General features: G+C 65.6%; 17 protein-coding genes. 5 read left to right on the top strand and 12 right to left on the bottom strand.

All coding sequences use genetic code 11. From position 1 onward, the window contains the following. Positions 1-5: 5 nt before the first annotated feature. From MTX23_RS09665 to MTX23_RS09650, 4 genes are all read right to left on the bottom strand, one after another. The gene (locus tag MTX23_RS09665; RefSeq protein WP_280976402.1) at positions 6-779 is read right to left on the bottom strand and encodes an ABC transporter ATP-binding protein; all 774 of its coding nucleotides are present in this window, start codon (positions 777-779) and stop codon (positions 6-8) included. Positions 780-1,051: 272 nt separating this feature from the next. After that, positions 1,052-1,753, bottom strand: coding sequence for an NUDIX hydrolase (locus MTX23_RS09660; RefSeq protein ID WP_280978027.1), 702 nt, complete (start codon positions 1,751-1,753; stop codon positions 1,052-1,054). 98 nt (positions 1,754-1,851) lie between these two features. Next, entirely contained in the window at positions 1,852-2,880 is a 1,029-nt protein-coding gene (locus MTX23_RS09655) for an ABC transporter substrate-binding protein (RefSeq protein WP_280976401.1), read from the bottom strand. A gap of 287 nt (positions 2,881-3,167) precedes the next feature. Further along, on the bottom strand, positions 3,168-4,061 hold the full coding sequence (locus tag MTX23_RS09650; RefSeq protein WP_280976400.1) for an SDR family oxidoreductase: 894 nt from the start codon (positions 4,059-4,061) through the stop codon (positions 3,168-3,170). A gap of 91 nt (positions 4,062-4,152) precedes the next feature. Between MTX23_RS09650 and MTX23_RS09645 the strand changes: the two genes are divergently transcribed. After that, complete coding sequence (locus MTX23_RS09645; protein WP_280976399.1) at positions 4,153-5,001, top strand: helix-turn-helix transcriptional regulator; 849 nt, start codon at positions 4,153-4,155, stop codon at positions 4,999-5,001. 52 nt (positions 5,002-5,053) lie between these two features. Here the strand turns inward: MTX23_RS09645 and MTX23_RS09640 are convergent, their stop codons facing one another. Continuing rightward, entirely contained in the window at positions 5,054-5,842 is a 789-nt protein-coding gene (locus MTX23_RS09640; RefSeq protein ID WP_280976398.1) for an ABC transporter permease, read from the bottom strand. After that, entirely contained in the window at positions 5,842-6,657 is an 816-nt protein-coding gene (locus MTX23_RS09635) for an ABC transporter ATP-binding protein (protein ID WP_280976397.1), read from the bottom strand. Before MTX23_RS09635 ends, MTX23_RS09640 begins: the two co-directional genes overlap by 1 nt. Positions 6,658-6,854: 197 nt before the next feature. Between MTX23_RS09635 and MTX23_RS09630 the strand changes: the two genes are divergently transcribed. After that, positions 6,855-7,778 (top strand): 2-dehydropantoate 2-reductase, encoded by a 924-nt coding sequence (locus MTX23_RS09630; protein WP_280976396.1) that lies wholly within the window; start codon positions 6,855-6,857, stop codon positions 7,776-7,778. Positions 7,779-7,936: 158 nt separating this feature from the next. Here MTX23_RS09630 and MTX23_RS09625 read toward each other — a convergent pair whose 3' ends face one another. From MTX23_RS09625 to MTX23_RS09615, 3 genes are all read right to left on the bottom strand, one after another. Continuing rightward, the gene (locus MTX23_RS09625) at positions 7,937-8,206 is read right to left on the bottom strand and encodes a DUF3551 domain-containing protein (protein WP_280976395.1); all 270 of its coding nucleotides are present in this window, start codon (positions 8,204-8,206) and stop codon (positions 7,937-7,939) included. A 142-nt stretch (positions 8,207-8,348) separates the two neighbouring features. Continuing rightward, positions 8,349-9,017: a hypothetical protein gene (locus MTX23_RS09620; RefSeq protein WP_280976394.1), complete on the bottom strand. Its 669-nt coding sequence runs from the start codon at positions 9,015-9,017 to the stop codon at positions 8,349-8,351. A gap of 156 nt (positions 9,018-9,173) precedes the next feature. Next, positions 9,174-10,010 (bottom strand): metal-dependent phosphohydrolase, encoded by an 837-nt coding sequence (locus tag MTX23_RS09615; RefSeq protein WP_280976393.1) that lies wholly within the window; start codon positions 10,008-10,010, stop codon positions 9,174-9,176. Positions 10,011-10,237: 227 nt separating this feature from the next. Between MTX23_RS09615 and MTX23_RS09610 the strand changes: the two genes are divergently transcribed. The 3 genes from MTX23_RS09610 (at position 10,238) to MTX23_RS09600 (ending at position 12,948) form a co-directional block, all read left to right on the top strand. After that, the gene (locus MTX23_RS09610; protein ID WP_280976392.1) at positions 10,238-10,453 is read left to right on the top strand and encodes a hypothetical protein; all 216 of its coding nucleotides are present in this window, start codon (positions 10,238-10,240) and stop codon (positions 10,451-10,453) included. A 150-nt stretch (positions 10,454-10,603) separates the two neighbouring features. After that, positions 10,604-11,392 (top strand): ATP-binding cassette domain-containing protein, encoded by a 789-nt coding sequence (locus tag MTX23_RS09605; protein WP_280976391.1) that lies wholly within the window; start codon positions 10,604-10,606, stop codon positions 11,390-11,392. After that, positions 11,389-12,948, top strand: coding sequence for an ABC transporter permease/substrate-binding protein (locus tag MTX23_RS09600; RefSeq protein WP_280976390.1), 1,560 nt, complete (start codon positions 11,389-11,391; stop codon positions 12,946-12,948). Before MTX23_RS09605 ends, MTX23_RS09600 begins: the two co-directional genes overlap by 4 nt. A gap of 14 nt (positions 12,949-12,962) precedes the next feature. On the opposite strand, the gene MTX23_RS09595 is transcribed toward MTX23_RS09600, so the two are convergent. From MTX23_RS09595 to MTX23_RS09585, 3 genes are read right to left on the bottom strand one after another with little or no spacing between them, the layout of a single operon-like run. After that, the gene (locus tag MTX23_RS09595; RefSeq protein ID WP_280978025.1) at positions 12,963-13,925 is read right to left on the bottom strand and encodes an ABC transporter permease; all 963 of its coding nucleotides are present in this window, start codon (positions 13,923-13,925) and stop codon (positions 12,963-12,965) included. Then, positions 13,915-14,901, bottom strand: a complete 987-nt coding sequence (locus MTX23_RS09590; RefSeq protein WP_280976389.1) for an ABC transporter ATP-binding protein — start codon at positions 14,899-14,901, stop codon at positions 13,915-13,917. The genes MTX23_RS09595 and MTX23_RS09590 overlap by 11 nt, the downstream gene beginning before the upstream one ends. Next, complete coding sequence (locus MTX23_RS09585; RefSeq protein WP_280976388.1) at positions 14,898-16,064, bottom strand: NEW3 domain-containing protein; 1,167 nt, start codon at positions 16,062-16,064, stop codon at positions 14,898-14,900. Before MTX23_RS09585 ends, MTX23_RS09590 begins: the two co-directional genes overlap by 4 nt. Positions 16,065-16,348 lie beyond the last annotated feature (284 nt).

Genomic DNA, 16,348 nt, shown 5'->3' with positions numbered 1-16,348 from the left:
GCCGGTCACGCCTCGATCCGGCGGCGCGCCTGCGCGGCGGCGGCCGCCGCAAGGCTCGCATCGGCATCGGTGCCGAGATAGACCTCGATCACCCTGGCGTTCCCAGCGACATCGGCCGGCAGGCCTTCCGCGATCTTCTCGCCGTGATCGAGCACCATCACGCGATCGACGACGCGCATCAGAACACCCATGATGTGCTCGACCCATATGATGGTGATGCCGAGTTCGTCGCGGATCCGACGCAGCATGTCGGCGGCCTGGTCCATCTCCGCCTCGTCGAGGCCGCCCAGGCTTTCGTCGGCGAGCAGCAGCTTCGGCCCGGTGGCGAGCGCCTTGGCGAGCTCGAGCTTCTTCAACCCCGCGGCGCCAAGGCCCTCGACGCTGGCGTGACGGTCGGCCGGCAAGCCGACCATCGCGAGCGCGCGCTCGGCCGCTTCCTCAGCTTTGGCGCGGCTATAGCGGCCCTGGCCGTAGAAGCCGGCGAGTGTCACGTTCTCGAAAATGCTGAGCCGGTGAAACGGCCGCGGGATCTGGAAGGTGCGGCCGACGCCGCGATTGATGATCCGGTGCGGGGGAAGCCCTGCGATCTCGCGGCCGTCGAACAGGATGGAGCCCGCGGTCGGTGGCAGCGTGCCCGACAGCATGTTGAAGATCGTGCTCTTGCCCGAGCCGTTCGGACCGATCAGGCCAAGGATCTCGCCCTGCTCGACGCGGAACGACACATTGTTGACGGCGCGAAAACCGCCAAACCGCTTGACGAGACCTTCGACGGCGAGCACGGCGGCCCCTTTCGAAATGCGGTCTATGTCTGGCTAGAGGTCATGCTGGCCGGCCGCAGCACGGTCGCGCGCTGCATCCGCGCCGCGGCACCGGCGCGCCGTCAGCCTGCGTGGCGCCTTCGTGACCCGCATGAATCCCTCCCCGGAGATTGTGCACTGCTTCTTTGTTTCTTGGTGCCGCCTATCACAGGGGGACCGGCCGATGATGTCAAGCGCCATGGCCGTGTCGGTGCGGCGCAGTTCCTTCAGCACTTGGTTGCAGGCGCGCGGCGCTAGACCGGAAGCTGCGCCTCGATGAACGCGGTCACGAAGCACGGCATCGCGGTGCTGAAATCGTCACGGCTGCGCACCAGATGGATCGCGGCGAGCTCCGGATCGTCCTGCCGCGCCAGATTGGCCTCCAGCCGCGCACGCAGGGCATCACCCGGCATGTCGGCGCGCAGGATGCGGATCATCGCAAGCGCAGGCCCGGTGTAGACGCAATACCAGTCCGCGTCCGCTCGGTAGTCTGCGGCGGAAAGACCGGTCTCCTCTTCGAGCTCCCGCATCACGCTGCCGGCGATATCGACCGTCTCGCCCCTGATGTCGTCGAGGTCGGGCGTGCCGGACGGAAAATAGATCCGCCCGGGATTGGAGGTGTGCTGGCCCATCTCGCCGAGCACGAAGGCGCCGTCGCTCGCGAGCAGCGCGCCCATGCCGAAGCCGTTGAAGATCTCCCGGTCGGGAAAGCCCCAGTCGCGCCAGGCGAGGAAGCTGGCAAAATCGGTCTCGAAATAATTGGCGCTCAGGCGCCCGCCCGCAAACACGGGATCGCGGCCGAGCAGCACGCGGCCATTCCACAGGCTTGGCTTTGCACGCTGCTGGGTCGCGAAATGCGCGTCGATCTCGGCGCGCCGTTCGTCGGCAAACGGCCAGGGCCGATTCCGCAACGTCAGATCAAGCGCGGTGACGCGATGAATGACCGGAAACTGCATGTCGTTCATCGCACCTTGATTCCCTTGGCAGCATGGTCTCGCCGGAAAACCGCTACACGCCTTGTGTGACAGCAGCTCCCCGGATCCGGTCATGCCCCCTACTTCGCGTTCATTCCTGTCGTTTTCTTGACCTGCTCGACATATTTGTTGGTGTAGGTCTTGGTCACGTCGACGCCGGCCTTCGCCACCTCCGGCGAGCCGGTGCTGAACACCGCAAGCACGGCCTCTGCGCCCTTCGGGTCCATCTTGCCGCTCTCCGAATACATCGGGATCGTGTTTTTCAGTGCGGCGAGATAGAGGTCCTTGTTCTTGCCGACGATCTCGTCCGGCATCTTGGCCATGATCTCCTCGGCCGAATGCGAATGGATCCAGGACAGCGTCGCCATGATGGCGTTGGTCAGCGCCTGCGCCTCCTTCTCGTGTCCGTTCACCCAGGCCGCGGTCGAGTAGAGCGCGCCGCCCGGATATTCGCCGCCGAACACCGCGAGCGTGTCGCGCTGGGTGCGGGTGTCGCTCAGGATCTTCAGGTCGGGATGGCTGCCCTGCAGCACGGTGACCGAAGGATCGAGCATCACGGCGGCATCGATCTGGCCCTGCTCCATCGCCGCCACCGCGGTGGCGCCGAGGCCAACACCGATCACCGACGTGCCCATCGGGTCGAGGCCGTTCTTCTTCAGCATGTACTTCAGGAAGAAATCGGTCGAGGAGCCCGGCGCGCTGACGCCCACCTTCTTGCCGGCAAGATCCTTGATCGAGTTGATCTCGCCGGTATGCTTCGGCGAGACCACCAGCACGAGGCCGGGATAGCGGTCATAGACCACGAAGGCCTGCAGCTCCTGCTTCTTGGCCGCGAGGTTGACGCAATGGTCGAAATAGCCAGAGACGACGTCGGCGCTGCCGCCGAGCACCGCTTTGAGCGCATCCGAGCCGCCCTTCAGATCGACCAGCTCGACCGAAAGCCCCGCCTTCTCATACTCGCCGAGCTGCTTGGCCAGCACCGTCGGAAGATAGCACAGGCAGGCGCCGCCGCCGACCGCGATGGTGATCTTGCTTTGCGCTGCGGCCAGGCCCGTGCTCATCACGAGCGCCACCAACGCGCCCGCGACCTTGCCAAACATCGTCCTCATGACGTCCTCCACTCGAAATTTGCCGGCAAGATAAAGCAGTGCGGCAGGCTTGAGAAGGCAACTTTCCGATAGCTGGTCACGGCTGCGGCGGCGGCATAACACGGCGATTGCGATCAAGGCGCCTCCGCAGACGCCTGACGATACGAAGCTGCTGGATTGATTCACATCTTGCAGCCGTCATTGCGAGCGAAGTGAAGCAATCCATCTCTCAGCGGATGCGGGCCGATGGATTGCTTCGTCGCTTCGCTCCTCGCAATGACGCTGATAGCATCACACCGCTCTCCATGCTACTGCGCGAAATACGCGGGATGATCTATATCGGCGAGCAGTCCCGGCTGCTCCGGCTGCCAGTCGAGCCGCGCCCTGGTGCGCGCGCTCGAGGTTGGCACGTCGAAGGCCGCGAACGGGCCGAACCAGCCGAAATGCTCTGCAGCTTCTTCCGGCGATTTCGAGACCAGCCGCACGTCGAGGCGGCGCGCGATCACCGCGGCGATGTCCTTGAACGGCACGCCCTCGTCTGCCACGGCATGGAAGGGCCCGCCTTCGACGCCGCGCTCGAGCGCCAGCCGATAGACGCGCGCCGCGTCGAGGCGGTGCACGCCGGGCCAGCGGTTGCGCCCTTCGCCGATATAGGCGGAGACGCCCTTCTCGCGCGCGAAGGCAACGAGCAGTGGCACGAAGCCGTGGTCGCCATGGCCGTGCACCGAGGGCGGCAGCCGCACGACGCCCGCACGCACGCCGCGTGACGCCACGGCCATCGTCGTCGCTTCCGATGCGCGCGGATAAGCGTCGGAAACCGGGATCGGCGCATCCTCTTCGGTCGCGACGCGGCCCTGCGCCGCGCGCGCGACGCCCGATGTGGTGATCAGCGGGCGCTGCGAGCCTTCGAGCACGGCGCCGAGCGTCTCGATCGCGCGCCGGTCATCCTCGCAGTTCTTGGCGAATTTCGAGAAGTCGTGGTTGAAGGCGCAGTGGATCACAGCATCGGACTGCGCGGCGCCGCGCTTCAGGCTATCCAGATCCTCGAGCGTCCCGTAATGCGGCTCGGCGCCGGCAGCGGTCAGGTCTCCCGCCCCCTTGTCCGAGCGGGTCATGCCGAGCACCAGATGGCCGGCGGCGATCAGATCCTTGGTGACGGCCGAGCCGACCCAGCCGGTGGCTCCAGTGACGAATACGCGCATAAGCAAATCTCCAGGTTTCGCTGGAGACAAATCTCGTCGCTCGGGTTATCCTGGTAAAGTAGGACATTATCATGGTATAATAGCTAACAGGATGAGCGTTTCGGCCGCGCACGACAACCTGCTCGGGACCTATCTGAAGGACCGGCGCAGCAAGCTCGATCCGGCGGCCTTCGGCTTTCCCGCAGGCCGGCGGCGCACGCCCGGCCTGCGCCGCGAGGAAGTGGCGCAACGCGCCAATATCAGCCCAACCTGGTACACCTGGCTCGAACAAGGCCGCGGCGGCGCGCCGTCAGCCGACGTGCTGGATCGCATCGCGCGGGCGCTGATGCTGACCGATGTCGAGCGCGAGCATCTCTTTTTGCTCGGCCTCGGCCGCACGCCCGAGGTGCGCTACCAGAGGAGCGAAGGCGTCACGCCGCGGCTGCAGCGCGTACTCGACGCGCTATCGCCGAGTCCGGCCGTGATCCGCACCGCGACATGGGACGTCGTCGCCTGGAACAGGGCCGCGACCGTGATGCTGACCGACTACGGTTCGCTGCCGCCGAACCAGCGCAACATCCTGCGCTTCATCTTCCTCGATCCGCGCGTCCGCGCGGCGCAGCGTGACTGGGAGAGCGTGGCGCGGTTCGTGGTCGGCGCGTTCAGGGTGGATGCGGCGCGCGCCGGCGCTGCGGCAGCAGTGCAGCCTTTCGTCGACGAGCTCTGCCGGCTGAGCCCGGAGTTCGCGGCGATGTGGCGCGACAACGACGTCCGCACCCATGGCGAGGGCGTCAAGCATCTCCGGCATCCGATCCTCGGCCCGATCACGTTCGAATATTCAGCATTCGCGGTCGACGGCCGGCCCGATCTCAGCATGGTGGTCTACAGCCCGACCGAGCCGGAGGTCGCGGACAAGATCCGAGCGCTGATTGACGCGGCACCGACAGCCGAGCGGGCGTGATCCGGCATTGGCGGACGGTGGATCGCATCGCTCCGCCGCAATGACGATCGACCTACTGCCTGCCGCCCCCGACAGTCGGCCGCCAGACCAGCAGCCGCTTCTCCACGACGGTCACGCCCATGTCGATCAGGATGACGAATGCCGAGAGCACGAACATGCCGGCGAACACGCCGGCGACGTCGAACACGCCTTCGGCCTGCTGGATCAGATAGCCGAGGCCGGCCGCGGCACCGAGATATTCGCCGACGACGGCACCGACCACCGCGAAGCCGACGGAGGTGTGCAGGGAGGAGAACATCCAGGACAGCGCCGAGGGCCAATAGACGTGCCGCATCAACTGCCGCTCGTTCATGCCGAGCATGCGGGCGTTGTCGAGCACGGTGGCCGAGACCTCCTTGACGCCCTGATAGACGTTGAAGAACACGATGAAGAACACCAGCGTCACGCCGAGCGCGACCTTGGACCAGACGCCGAGCCCGAACCACAGCGCGAAGATCGGCGCAAGCACCACGCGGGGCAGCGCGTTGGCCATCTTCACATAGGGATCGAACACCGCGGCGACGCGCGGCTGCCGCGCGAACCAGAAGCCGACCAGGATGCCGCCGGCCGAGCCGATCACGAAGGCGAGGATCGATTCCCACAAGGTGATCGCCAGATGCTTCCAGATCACGCCGGTCGAGAACCATTTGACGATCTGGCTGAACACGTCGACCGGGTTGGAGAAGAAGAACGGCGGCAGCAGGATCTTGCCGAACACCGGCACGGTCGAGAACAGCTGCCACAGCACCAGCACGACGACGGCGACCAGAAGCTGCAGCGCCAACAGCGTCACGCGCGACATCAGGCCGCTCCCGCCTGCGAGGACTGCACGTAGCCCTTCATCACCTCGTCCTTCAGCACGCTCCAGATCTCCCGGTGCAGGGCGTGAAAGTCCTTCTCCATGCGGATCTCGGAAATGTCGCGCGGCCGCGGCAGTGCGATGCGCCAGTCGCCGATGATGCGGGCGGAAGGACCCGCCGACATGATCACGACGCGGTCGGCGAGCGCGATCGCCTCCTCGAGGTCGTGGGTGACGAACAGCACCGCCTTGCGATCGGCGGTCCACAGTTCCAGCAGCAGGTTGCCCATGATCTGCCGGGTCTGCGCGTCGAGCGGACCGAACGGCTCGTCCATCAGCAGGATCTTCGGATCGCGGATCAGCACCTGGGCAAGCCCGACGCGCTTGCGCTGGCCGCCGGACAGCATGTGCGGATAACGGTTGGCGAAGGCGCCGAGGCCGACCGACGCCAGCCATTTCTGCGCGCGCTCCAGCGCCTCTGCGCGCGGCGTACCCCTGATCTCGAGCCCGATCGCGACATTGTCGATCGCGGTCTTCCACGGGAACAGCGCATCGGCCTGGAACAGGTAACCGGCGTCGCGGTTCAGGCCCGTAAGCTGCTTGTCGAAGATCCGGGCCGTACCCGACGCCGGCCTCAACAGGCCGGCCGCGACATTCAGCAGCGTCGATTTCCCGCACCCCGTCGGGCCGACAATGGCGACGAACTCGCCATGCGCCACTGCAAGATTTGCCTTCTCGACCGCGGTATAGACCCGTCCATCCGCCAACCGAAACGCCACCGTCGCGTCGTCAAGCGCGACCGCCGTCGGCTCTGTCATCTCCACCGCGTTGCCTCCCGAACTTCGCAGGATGGCTTAGCCATTTAGGCCGGCAAGTTCAACGCAGGAAGATGGCGCCGATCGACGAAGGCGACCGCGGGTTCACGCGGTTTTCAGGACGAGCGGGTTGAGAATTGGCCGGACATCGTCGAGGCTGCTGCACCGGCCACTGGGAAGGACCAGACAGGAGATACATTATGCGGATTGCAGTCGTTGGCGCCGGAGGCGTCGGGGGTGGTTTTGGCGCAGCGCTCGCCCATGCCGGAGCCGACGTCACTTTCATCGCGCGCGGCGCCCATCTGGCCGCCATGCGGAGCGAAGGGCTGAAGGTCCAGGGCGGCCGCGGCGAAACCCATCTGGTGCCGACCCGGGCGACCGACGATCCGGCCAGCGTCGGCCCCGTTGATGTCGTGCTGTTCTGCGTCAAGCTGTGGGACGTCGAGAGCGCCGGTCAGCATATCAAGCCAATGGTCGGTCCCGACACCGTGGTCATCCCGCTGCAGAACGGGATCGACGCGCCGGAGCGGCTGATCCCGATCCTGGGACGGAAGGCTGTGATGGGCGGCGTCGCGCAGATCAGCGCTTCGATCATCAAGCCCGGCGTGATCAACCAGGTCGGCACCTTCATACGGATGATCTTCGGCGAGCTCGACGGCAGCATCACGCCGCGCGGCAAGGCCTTTCTCGAACTCTGCCTGAAGGCCGGCTTCGATGCGACGCTGAGCGAGGAGATCATCACCGAGCTCTGGATGAAGTTCATCCTGCTCGCCAGCAATGCCGGCATGACGGCCGTCACAAGGCAACCGATCGGCAGACTGCGCGACGATCCCGATCTCCGCCCGCTGTTCGTGTCGACCTGCCAGGAAACCATCGCCGTTGGCCGCGCCAGCGGCATCAAGCTGCCGCCCGACGCGCTCGAGAAGGCGCTCGACTTCATCGGCCATGCGCCACCGGCCATGAAGGCGTCGATGGCGCTCGATCTCGAGCGCGGCAACCGGCTCGAACTGCCCTGGCTCAACGGCAAGGTGGTCGAGCTCGGCCGCAGGCTCGGCGTCGCGACGCCGACCCACGGCTTCCTCTATGCGGTGCTCAAGCCCTATGCGATGGGTACGCCGGCGTAGACCGGGATGAGACTGGAGTAGGTAGAGCGGCAACGGACGCTCACCTCTCCTATAGGGGAAGGATCAGCGCTGCGGCATGCCTTCGGGGATCACGGTCGCGACGAAGCGTACCGGTCTGACGGAGAGCCAACGGCACGCCCGGTACAGATGCTCCTCCGTCAGTGAGCGTGATGTCGCCTGCGATGCCCCCGGCGCTTGGGGGGCTCCGGCGGCGCGTAAAAGGGATTCTCCGAGCACGACGCCGATCGCCCCGAGGCTGTTGCCTGACACTGCGGGATCGAGGTGAAGCTGCAATCGATGTAGTCCTCCGTCAGCCGACCCCCGTAGACGTGCATGCACACGGGATAGTTCGGATCGTAGGCCTGTGCGAAGGCGGGGCCGGCAAGACAAACGCCAAAGGCGGCAATCGCGTAGATTCTCAGGCGCATCGAATTCTCCTTGATATTCGAACCGTTTCCTCACAACCGCCGGAGTTAGTCAACAGGCGGTCGCGCAAAGCCGCAAGATGCGAACGCTCTGCGCCGCGAGCAACCTTGCTTCGACGATCGAGCCAAAGCGTGTGCAGCGCCGTTATTGCTGATCGCCCGGCGGCTTGCCGTCGTCCTCGCCAAGGCAACGGATGATGAAGGCGGTGGTATCGCGCGGCAGGACTCCCGCGGCACGGGCCTTGAGGCGGCACTCGAGCTGCGCGATCTGGCGCGCGCGCTGCCGCTCGCTCGGCAGCGACGACTGCCGCAACCGGCGCAGCGTCATGGGCGAGCCGTCCGACTCGAAGCTCAGCTCGTAGCTCTTGCCGTTGTGATCGGTGGCGGCGCAGGTGATGCTGGACACCTGCCGCGTGACGAAGCTTCCGACCTGCCGGCACGAGCCGGTCGACATTTCCACCAGCGGCACCGGCAGGCCGTCGACCCGCGGCCGGTCGCTCGACTTCAGCAACATGCGGTCGACCGTGAGCTCGAACAGATTGTCCTGGGTTCGCGCCGCGCTCTCGCCGGAAAACGAGACGATGTGGCTCTTGTCGGCGGGATCGTCGAGCACGACGACGAATTCGGAACGGCCGCGCAGGGTGTGGAAATAGGCGACCGCCTTGCAGGTGTAACCGCGTCCGGCGATGTTGACGTTGCGGCAGGTGCCCGACATCAGCGCGTACAGATCGACATCATAGACCGGACCGGCCGCGGCGAGCACCGGCCAGCAGGCGATCGCGATCGCAATCAGCCGCGCAAAAAGGGATGTCATGCTGGATCGATCGAAAATACGGTCGACAGGCCGGTCCATGGCTCAGCGTCGCCGATTTGCATCATCAGTGCAACCGGTGAAACGGGTACAATGTGGACGTTGCGGGACGAGGGAACGGGACGCAGTCGGAGCGACAGCAGCCGATCGGCGACGGCGTCAGATTTGCGGACCGGACAGCGTGACCTCGCGCTCGGCGCGGAAGACATTGCTGTAGAGATTGGCGATCCACTGCCGGCCGCTTGCGGTCATGTTGAGGCAGTTTATGGCGCCCTGGATGTGCGGGGCCACCATGCTCCAGTAGAACTGGGGATAGCGGTCCACGATGTCGGCCGGCGATTCATAGCCGAGCTGGCGATTGATGCCGACCTCCTCGAACTCGTGGTAGAGCGCGTTGGCCTTCCGGATGTAGTTGGGATCGCCGAGCTGGCCGATGAAATCGGCGGCGCGAACGATCGCCGCCTCGTCGTCATATTCCTGGCCTTCGGGTGCCGGAAAGCGGGTCCCCTCAATGTCGCGCGCGATCCGCTCGCGATCGATCGGAATGACGGCCTCGAGGCGATCGAGAACATAGAGCTTCGACCGGTCGACATGATAGGGCATCAGGCCTGCATCCGACGAACCGCGGGGCAGCGTCACCTTCTTGCCACTCGCATCGATCACGTAACCGTCAGGCCCATCCCCCTTCAGGAGGCCGCGGACATAGCCGATATCGTGGGTCAGGCAGGCGATGATGGTATGTGTGTAATCCTCGGCGGTGACATGGGTGTGCAACGCACGGCCGCGGATGATGTCGTGGCCGGCCAGCGTAACGAGCATCGTATGTTCGACATTGTGATAGAGCGCATCGCTGTTCCCGATGCATTCCAGCGCGATGCGGGCAGCGGCGGGAAGCAGCTCGCCGAAGCGCGCCTGCGAGGCCCCGAACGTGCGGCTCACATGCTTGGCAAGAAACTTCTCCAAGGCATTTGCTGCCAACTCAGGCAACGTCATCATCGATGCAGCCCCCGACCACGCAACGTTCCTCGCTGGCCCCGATCTCGCGTCGTAGTTGGATGACAAGTATAGCGTATCCGCAGGCGGGCGGCTATGCGCCGCCTGATGTCGCGACCGATCCGGCCGTACTTTCCCGGTCTTGCTCATCGCGATGCCGCAGGCGCCGATAGTGGCATGAACCCTGCATGAGTCGGTTCAGACCGGGGTATCCTACCGACAAGGCCGTTATGCTCGTCACGCTCGTCGCTGTCCTCTGCAATGCCCAGCTCTGCATGGAAAAGGTCGTCACCACCAGTGACCAATCCGGCATCACCATGAGCGCCTGCGCAGTCAATGCGCAGATCGGCCTCGCCGATTGGCTCGCCAAGGGCCCGTATCACGCGTGGCGCCTGCAAAGCTACAAATGCATTATGGGCAAATACGTACCCAAGAATGAAGTGTGATGTGCTCACAGGTCCGCTGATCCAGACCTGATTCTCAGGAACATCGAACCGGGAACACCGGCCCTGCGGCCCGGCTGCCCGAGGCCCGAGTCAAAGCCCGTTTTATGGGCTATCACTGTCATTGATGACCGTGAGACCTGAGGCCCCGGAATGCCCGCAACGCCGCTGATCGCCTACGTGCATGTCGGCAAGAGTTTTGACGACGGCCGCGTGGTGGCCGTCGACGATGTCTCGCTCGACGTGGCCGAGGGTGAATTCCTCGCCGTCGTCGGCAGTTCCGGCTCGGGCAAGAGCACGCTGCTCAGGCTTGCCAACCGGCTGATCGAAGCCGACCGCGGCCAGATCACTGTCGAGGGCGAGGACGTCAGTCGCGCGGATCCGATCCTGCTGCGTCGCCGCATCGGCTATGTCTTCCAGAGCGGTGCATTGTTTCCGCACCTGACCGTCGCGGGCAATATCGGCATCACGCCAAGACTGTTTGGCTGGCCGGCGGCGGAGATCGCGGCGCGGGTCGACGAACTGCTCGACCTCGTGCGGCTCGAACGCGCGCAGTATCGCGACCGCATGCCGCATGAGCTTTCCGGCGGCCAGCGCCAGCGTGTCGGCGTGGCGCGTGCGCTCGCTGCGAAGCCGCGCATCGTGCTGATGGACGAGCCGTTCGGTTCGCTCGATCCCCTCACCCGCGACGCGCTGGGTGACGATTATCGCACCCTGCATCGCAAGCTTGGCCTGACCACGATCATGATCACCCACGATATGACGGAGGCGATCCTGCTGGCGGATCGCGTCGCGGTGATGCGCGCCGGCCGGTTGCTGGCGCAGGGCACGCCGACCGAGCTTTCGGCCAGCACCGACGCCTATGTCGACGAGCTCCTGCATACACCGCGGCGGCAGGCCGAGCGGCTGGGCGCGCTGCTGCCGCGGGAAGGCACAGCATGAGCCTGCTCGCCGATCCACGCTGGAGCGAGGCGCTTGCACATCTGCCGGATTACCTCGGCAATCATGTTCGGGTCAGTGTCGCCGCGCTGGCGCTCGGGCTTATTGTCAGCCTGCCGCTGGCGATCATCGCCCGCAACCGGCCGTTGCTGCGCGGCGCGCTGCTCGGGCTCGCCAGCATCGTGCAGACCGTGCCGGGTCTCGCCTTGCTCGCGCTGTTCTATCCGCTGCTGCTCGCGCTGGCCGCATTGACCGCCGGATGGTTCGGCTTCAGCTTTTCCGCCTTCGGCTTCCTGCCGGCGGTGCTCGCGCTCGCGCTCTATTCGATGCTGCCTGTGCTGCGCAACACCATCACCGGACTGTCGGGCGTCGATCCGGAAATCCTGGAGGCGGCGCAGGGCGTCGGCATGACGGAGCGACAATCGCTGCTGATGGTCGAGTTGCCGCTCGCGCTGCCGGTGATGATGGCGGGGATCCGCACCGCGGCGGTGTGGGTGATCGGCACCGCGACGCTGTCGACGCCGATCGGGCAGACCAGCCTCGGCAACTACATCTTCGCTGGACTGCAGACCCAGAACTGGGTGTTCGTGCTGTTCGGCTGCGTCGCCGCGGCGGTGCTTGCGCTCGCCGTCGACCAGTTGCTTGCGCTGATCGAGAACGGCTTGCGCTACCGCAGCCGCACGCGGGCCGGGCTCGGCGGCCTCGGGATTGCCGCGCTGATCGCTGCGACGCTGGTGCCGGCGATCGTGCGGCCCCATGCGGGCTATGTCGTCGGCGCCAAGACCTTCACCGAGCAATACGTGCTTTCGGCGCTGATCGCCGAGCGGCTGCGATCGGCCGGGCTGCCGGTCACGACGCGCGCTGGCCTCGGCTCCAACGTGATCTTCGATGCGCTGACGGCCGGCGATATCGACGTCTATGTCGATTATTCCGGCACGCTGTGGGCCAACCAGTTCCACCACACCGACATCAGGCCGCGCGCCGAGCTGCTGGCCGCGCTCAAGACCACGCTGGCGGAGCAGAACATTACCCTGCTCGGCGAGCTCGGTTTCGAGAATGCCTATGCGCTGGTGATGCCGCGCAAGCGTGCCGAGGCGCTCGGCATCCACTCGATCACTGACCTCGCGGCACGGGCACCGACCATGTCGATCGCCGGCGACTATGAATTCTTCTCGCGGCCGGAATGGGCCGGCATCCAGAAAGCCTATGGACTGTCGTTCCGCACCCAGCGGCAGATGCAGCCCGACTTCATGTATGCGGCGGTCGCCTCCGGCGACGCCGACGTGATCGCGGGCTACACCAGCGACGGCCTGATCGCGAAATACGACCTGGTCACGCTCGCGGACGACAAGCACGCGATCCCACCCTATGACGCGATCGTGCTGCTGTCGCCAAAGAGACGCGACGACGAGACGCTGAAATCGGCGCTGCAGCCGCTACTCGGCAGGATCGACATTGCTGACATGCGCGAGGCAAACCTGCGTGCGTCGGGCAACGATGCTTCATCGTCGCCCGACGCCGTGGCGCGCTGGCTGAGGGAAAAGATCAGGGCGCGCTGAGCAGTCCGCGCTCCTCAGGCGCGGACCTCTTGCCGCTGGAACAGGATGTAACCGGCGACGAACAGCACGATGGTGCAGGCGATCAGCCCCACCGTCTGCGGCCAGGCAATCATCACGCTTTCGCCAAAGGGCAGCGGCGCACCCATCACGGCGCCGCGCAGCTGATCGAGGAACACCGGGCCGAGCGTGCGTGTCGTCGGCGACAGCACCGCAAGCATCGCCTCTCCGAACAAATCGTTCGGCGAGAACCGCTGCAGGAGCTGCGTCCAGATCGCGGTATCCGGCGTGTCGAGGCCGAGCGCGGCGAAGCGCGGATCGGGCGGTGAGATCACCTGCGCGAACGCCGGCGCCAGCATCGGCCACAGCACGGTCAGGAACAGCCAGATGCCGAGCGCCACCAATGCCGCGGTCGCCGGCGAACGAAACACGATCGAGAGCAACATGGCGAGCGACAGCCAGACGCCGGCATAGAAGATCGCGATCACCAGGAACGCGAGCGAGCGGGCGATCTCCTCGCCGCCCGGCGGCACGCCGAGGAAGATCAGGCCAAGCCCGATCACCATCAGCCACAGCGCCGTCAGGCTGATCGCGATCGTAGCGAGGCCGGCGAGATATTTGCCGAGCAATAGCGCATCGCGATAGATCGGCTGCGCCAGGATCCGCGACAGCGTGCGCCGGTTGTGCTCGCTGTTGACCAGGTCGAAGCCGAGCCCGATCGCCATCAACGGGATCAGGAAGCCGAGGATGGCGACAAAGGACGGCAGCGGCGCACGGCTCACCGTGAACAGGCGCAGCAGCAGGAACGGATCCTCCGCGGTGCTCTGACGCAGCGTGTCGATCGCCTCATAGAGCGCCGCCATCGCGGTGAGCACGATCAAAAGCTCGAGCATCAGCATGCGGACGCTCGAGATGTTGTCCGACAATTCCTTGATGAAGACGGCGCCGACGCCCTGGAATGCTGAACCTTCACGCCGCATCACGCACGCCTCCGGACTGCGATGCCTGGAAATAATGGGCGTAGATCGACTCGAGGCTCGGCTCGTCGACCGAGAGCCGCCGCAATGCGCCGTTGGCCGCGACCACGGCGCGCGCCGCATCCGGCCGCACGTCGCGGTCCGCGGTCATGCGGAAGCGGTCCTCCGCAAGCGTCTCGACATTGCTGACACCCGGGATCGCGGCGAGCCGGCGAGCGATGCCGGCGCCGTCGGCCTCCACCTCGACGACAAAGCCCGCGCCGAGCACCTGGACCGCCAGCTCAGCGACCGAACCCATCATCACGATCCGTCCGGTACGGAACAGCGCGACGCGATCGCAGACGCGCTGGACCTGATCGAGCATGTGCGACGACAGCAGTACGGTGACACCCTCGGCCTTCAATTCCCTGATCAGATCGAGGAATTCGAGCGTCGCTTGGGGATCGAGACCCGAGGTCGGCTCGTCGAGGATCGCGATCTCGGCGCGCTTGACGATGATCTCGGCAAGCCCGAGCCGCTGCCGCATGCCGCGTGAGAAGGTTGAGACGCGCTTGTTGGCGACATTGAGCAGGCGCACGCGGGCGAGCGCCGCGGCGATCCGCTGCGACCGTTCGGCCACCGACAGGCCCATCAGCTTGGCGACGTAGGCGAGATTCTCCACCGCCGTCAGGTGGTCGTAGAAGCCGACGGCATCGGGCAGATAGCCGACGCGCCGCTTCACCTGCAGCGGCGAGCGCGCCGGATCGAAGCCGAGCACGCTGACCCGGCCGGCCGAAATCTCGGTGAGGCCGAGCATCATCAGGATGGTCGTGGTCTTGCCGGCGCCGTTCGGACCGAGCAGCCCGAACACCTCGCCCTTGGAGATGTCGAAGTTGATGGCGTCCACGACACTGGTCTTGCCGTAGCGCTTGGTGAGATCGCGCGCCGCGATGACGACGTTGGGCGACGCCGCACCGCCTTCGGGTTTCTGCTCGCTCATCGCCGTCCGAACCTTGCAACAGCACCAAGCATCAACAGCAGCGCGACACCGATCACGCCGGCTCCCGCCATGCCCCAGACCGTCGACGTATTGACCGTGACGCGGAACTGGCTCGACGCGGTCTCGCCACGCGAGGTGGCCCGCACCGAGAGCTGGTAGTCGCCCGCGAGCGACTTGTCGCTCGGCGTCACCAGCGCCTGGACCTCGGCATCCTTGCCGGGCACCAGCCGTTCGATGGTGGCGGGCTGGAACGTCACCTTCCAACCGCTCGGCGCCGTCGCGGCGAGCGCGATGTTCTCGGCCGGCGCGGTGCCGCTGTTTGTGACGACGATCGGGATCGTGCTCTGTTCCGCCGCGACCGCGCGCGCGCTCAACAGCCCGTCACGCCCGGAGAGCTGAAGTTGCGGCTGGCCGGCGATGTCGAGCGCCACCTCGGTCTGCGCCGATGCATCCTCGGCGTTGACAGTCACCTTGACCGGGAAATGCCCGGCATCGACCGTGCTCGGCGGCCGGACCTTGAGCTTGATGTCCTTGGATTGGCCGGCCTCGATCGGGATCGAGGACAATTCCTGGGTGCCATAGGCCTCGGTGAACGAGGTCTCGAAGTTTGAGGGCGCCGCGGCCGCGAAGCTCGCGACCAGGTTGCGGCCGCTATCGTTCTTGATGGTCAGCGTATACTCGAAGTTCGATTTCGGACTGCCGCGCAGTTCCGGAAGCTTCGATGACACCGAGAGCTTCGCCGGCAATTCCTTGGCAAGTGCGACTGCGATCGGCAGCGTCGCCTCGCTGCCCTGCCCTTCGGCCTTGACGGTCAATGTCTGCTCGGCGAGCGAGCTGCTGGCGGGCACGTCAAGCCGAAGCTGCAGCGGCACGCTGGAGTCGGGCGCCGGCATCGCCGCCGCGACCGGCTGGCCGCCGCCGAGCAGCGTTGCGGTCCAACCGCTCGGCACACCTTCGACCGAGAGCTTGTAGCGCTGCGGACCGAGGCCGTAGTTCTGAAGGCGCAGCGAGATGTTGGACGTGGTGCCGGGCCTGATGGTGACGGCCGGATAATCCGTCATCATGTAGAGCCCCTTGATGTCGTGGGGCGGCTCTGCAGCATAGGCTGAGGGAATAACGAATCCGAAGGCTACAACAAGGCGCGCAAGGTCGAGCGCTCGCATGGGCAAACACTCCTGCAAGAGAGGCAAGATTGGCGGGGTTGACGCTGCGCGTTGATGAAGACCGTGGCAGCGGCGCGACAGATCATGGAAACAATCGTGACGAAATCTCGGCGAAGCAATTACAAATGAGTAATGCTGTCCGCGCGCCGGCGCGACCTTCGTCTAACGACGTTCGTCGAGTTCATGCCGCGATCACCTCGATGTGTAGTACCACCATTGCGAGGAGCGTACGCGATGAAACAATCCATCTCGCCACACGATCGGTGAGAATGGATTGCGTTGTC

The sequence above is a fragment of the Bradyrhizobium sp. ISRA436 genome (genome assembly GCF_029910015.1).
GTDB lineage: Bacteria > Pseudomonadota > Alphaproteobacteria > Rhizobiales > Xanthobacteraceae > Bradyrhizobium.
Note: the sequence above shows the minus strand (reverse complement) of the source record. Positions and strands in the feature narration are given on the sequence as shown.

Coding starts and splice junctions, on each gene's coding strand:
- MTX23_RS09660 (WP_280978027.1), bottom strand. CDS start 1,753: ATGCAGTTTCCGGTCATTCATCGCGTCACCGCGCTTGATCTGACGTTG.
- MTX23_RS09655 (WP_280976401.1), bottom strand. CDS start 2,880: ATGAGGACGATGTTTGGCAAGGTCGCGGGCGCGTTGGTGGCGCTCGTG.
- MTX23_RS09650 (WP_280976400.1), bottom strand. CDS start 4,061: ATGCGCGTATTCGTCACTGGAGCCACCGGCTGGGTCGGCTCGGCCGTC.
- MTX23_RS09645 (WP_280976399.1), top strand. CDS start 4,153: ATGAGCGTTTCGGCCGCGCACGACAACCTGCTCGGGACCTATCTGAAG.
- MTX23_RS09640 (WP_280976398.1), bottom strand. CDS start 5,842: ATGTCGCGCGTGACGCTGTTGGCGCTGCAGCTTCTGGTCGCCGTCGTC.
- MTX23_RS09635 (WP_280976397.1), bottom strand. CDS start 6,657: ATGACAGAGCCGACGGCGGTCGCGCTTGACGACGCGACGGTGGCGTTT.
- MTX23_RS09630 (WP_280976396.1), top strand. CDS start 6,855: ATGCGGATTGCAGTCGTTGGCGCCGGAGGCGTCGGGGGTGGTTTTGGC.
- MTX23_RS09625 (WP_280976395.1), bottom strand. CDS start 8,206: ATGCGCCTGAGAATCTACGCGATTGCCGCCTTTGGCGTTTGTCTTGCC.
- MTX23_RS09620 (WP_280976394.1), bottom strand. CDS start 9,017: ATGACATCCCTTTTTGCGCGGCTGATTGCGATCGCGATCGCCTGCTGG.
- MTX23_RS09615 (WP_280976393.1), bottom strand. CDS start 10,010: ATGATGACGTTGCCTGAGTTGGCAGCAAATGCCTTGGAGAAGTTTCTT.
- MTX23_RS09610 (WP_280976392.1), top strand. CDS start 10,238: ATGCTCGTCACGCTCGTCGCTGTCCTCTGCAATGCCCAGCTCTGCATG.
- MTX23_RS09605 (WP_280976391.1), top strand. CDS start 10,604: ATGCCCGCAACGCCGCTGATCGCCTACGTGCATGTCGGCAAGAGTTTT.
- MTX23_RS09600 (WP_280976390.1), top strand. CDS start 11,389: ATGAGCCTGCTCGCCGATCCACGCTGGAGCGAGGCGCTTGCACATCTG.
- MTX23_RS09595 (WP_280978025.1), bottom strand. CDS start 13,925: ATGCGGCGTGAAGGTTCAGCATTCCAGGGCGTCGGCGCCGTCTTCATC.
- MTX23_RS09590 (WP_280976389.1), bottom strand. CDS start 14,901: ATGAGCGAGCAGAAACCCGAAGGCGGTGCGGCGTCGCCCAACGTCGTC.
- MTX23_RS09585 (WP_280976388.1), bottom strand. CDS start 16,064: ATGCGAGCGCTCGACCTTGCGCGCCTTGTTGTAGCCTTCGGATTCGTT.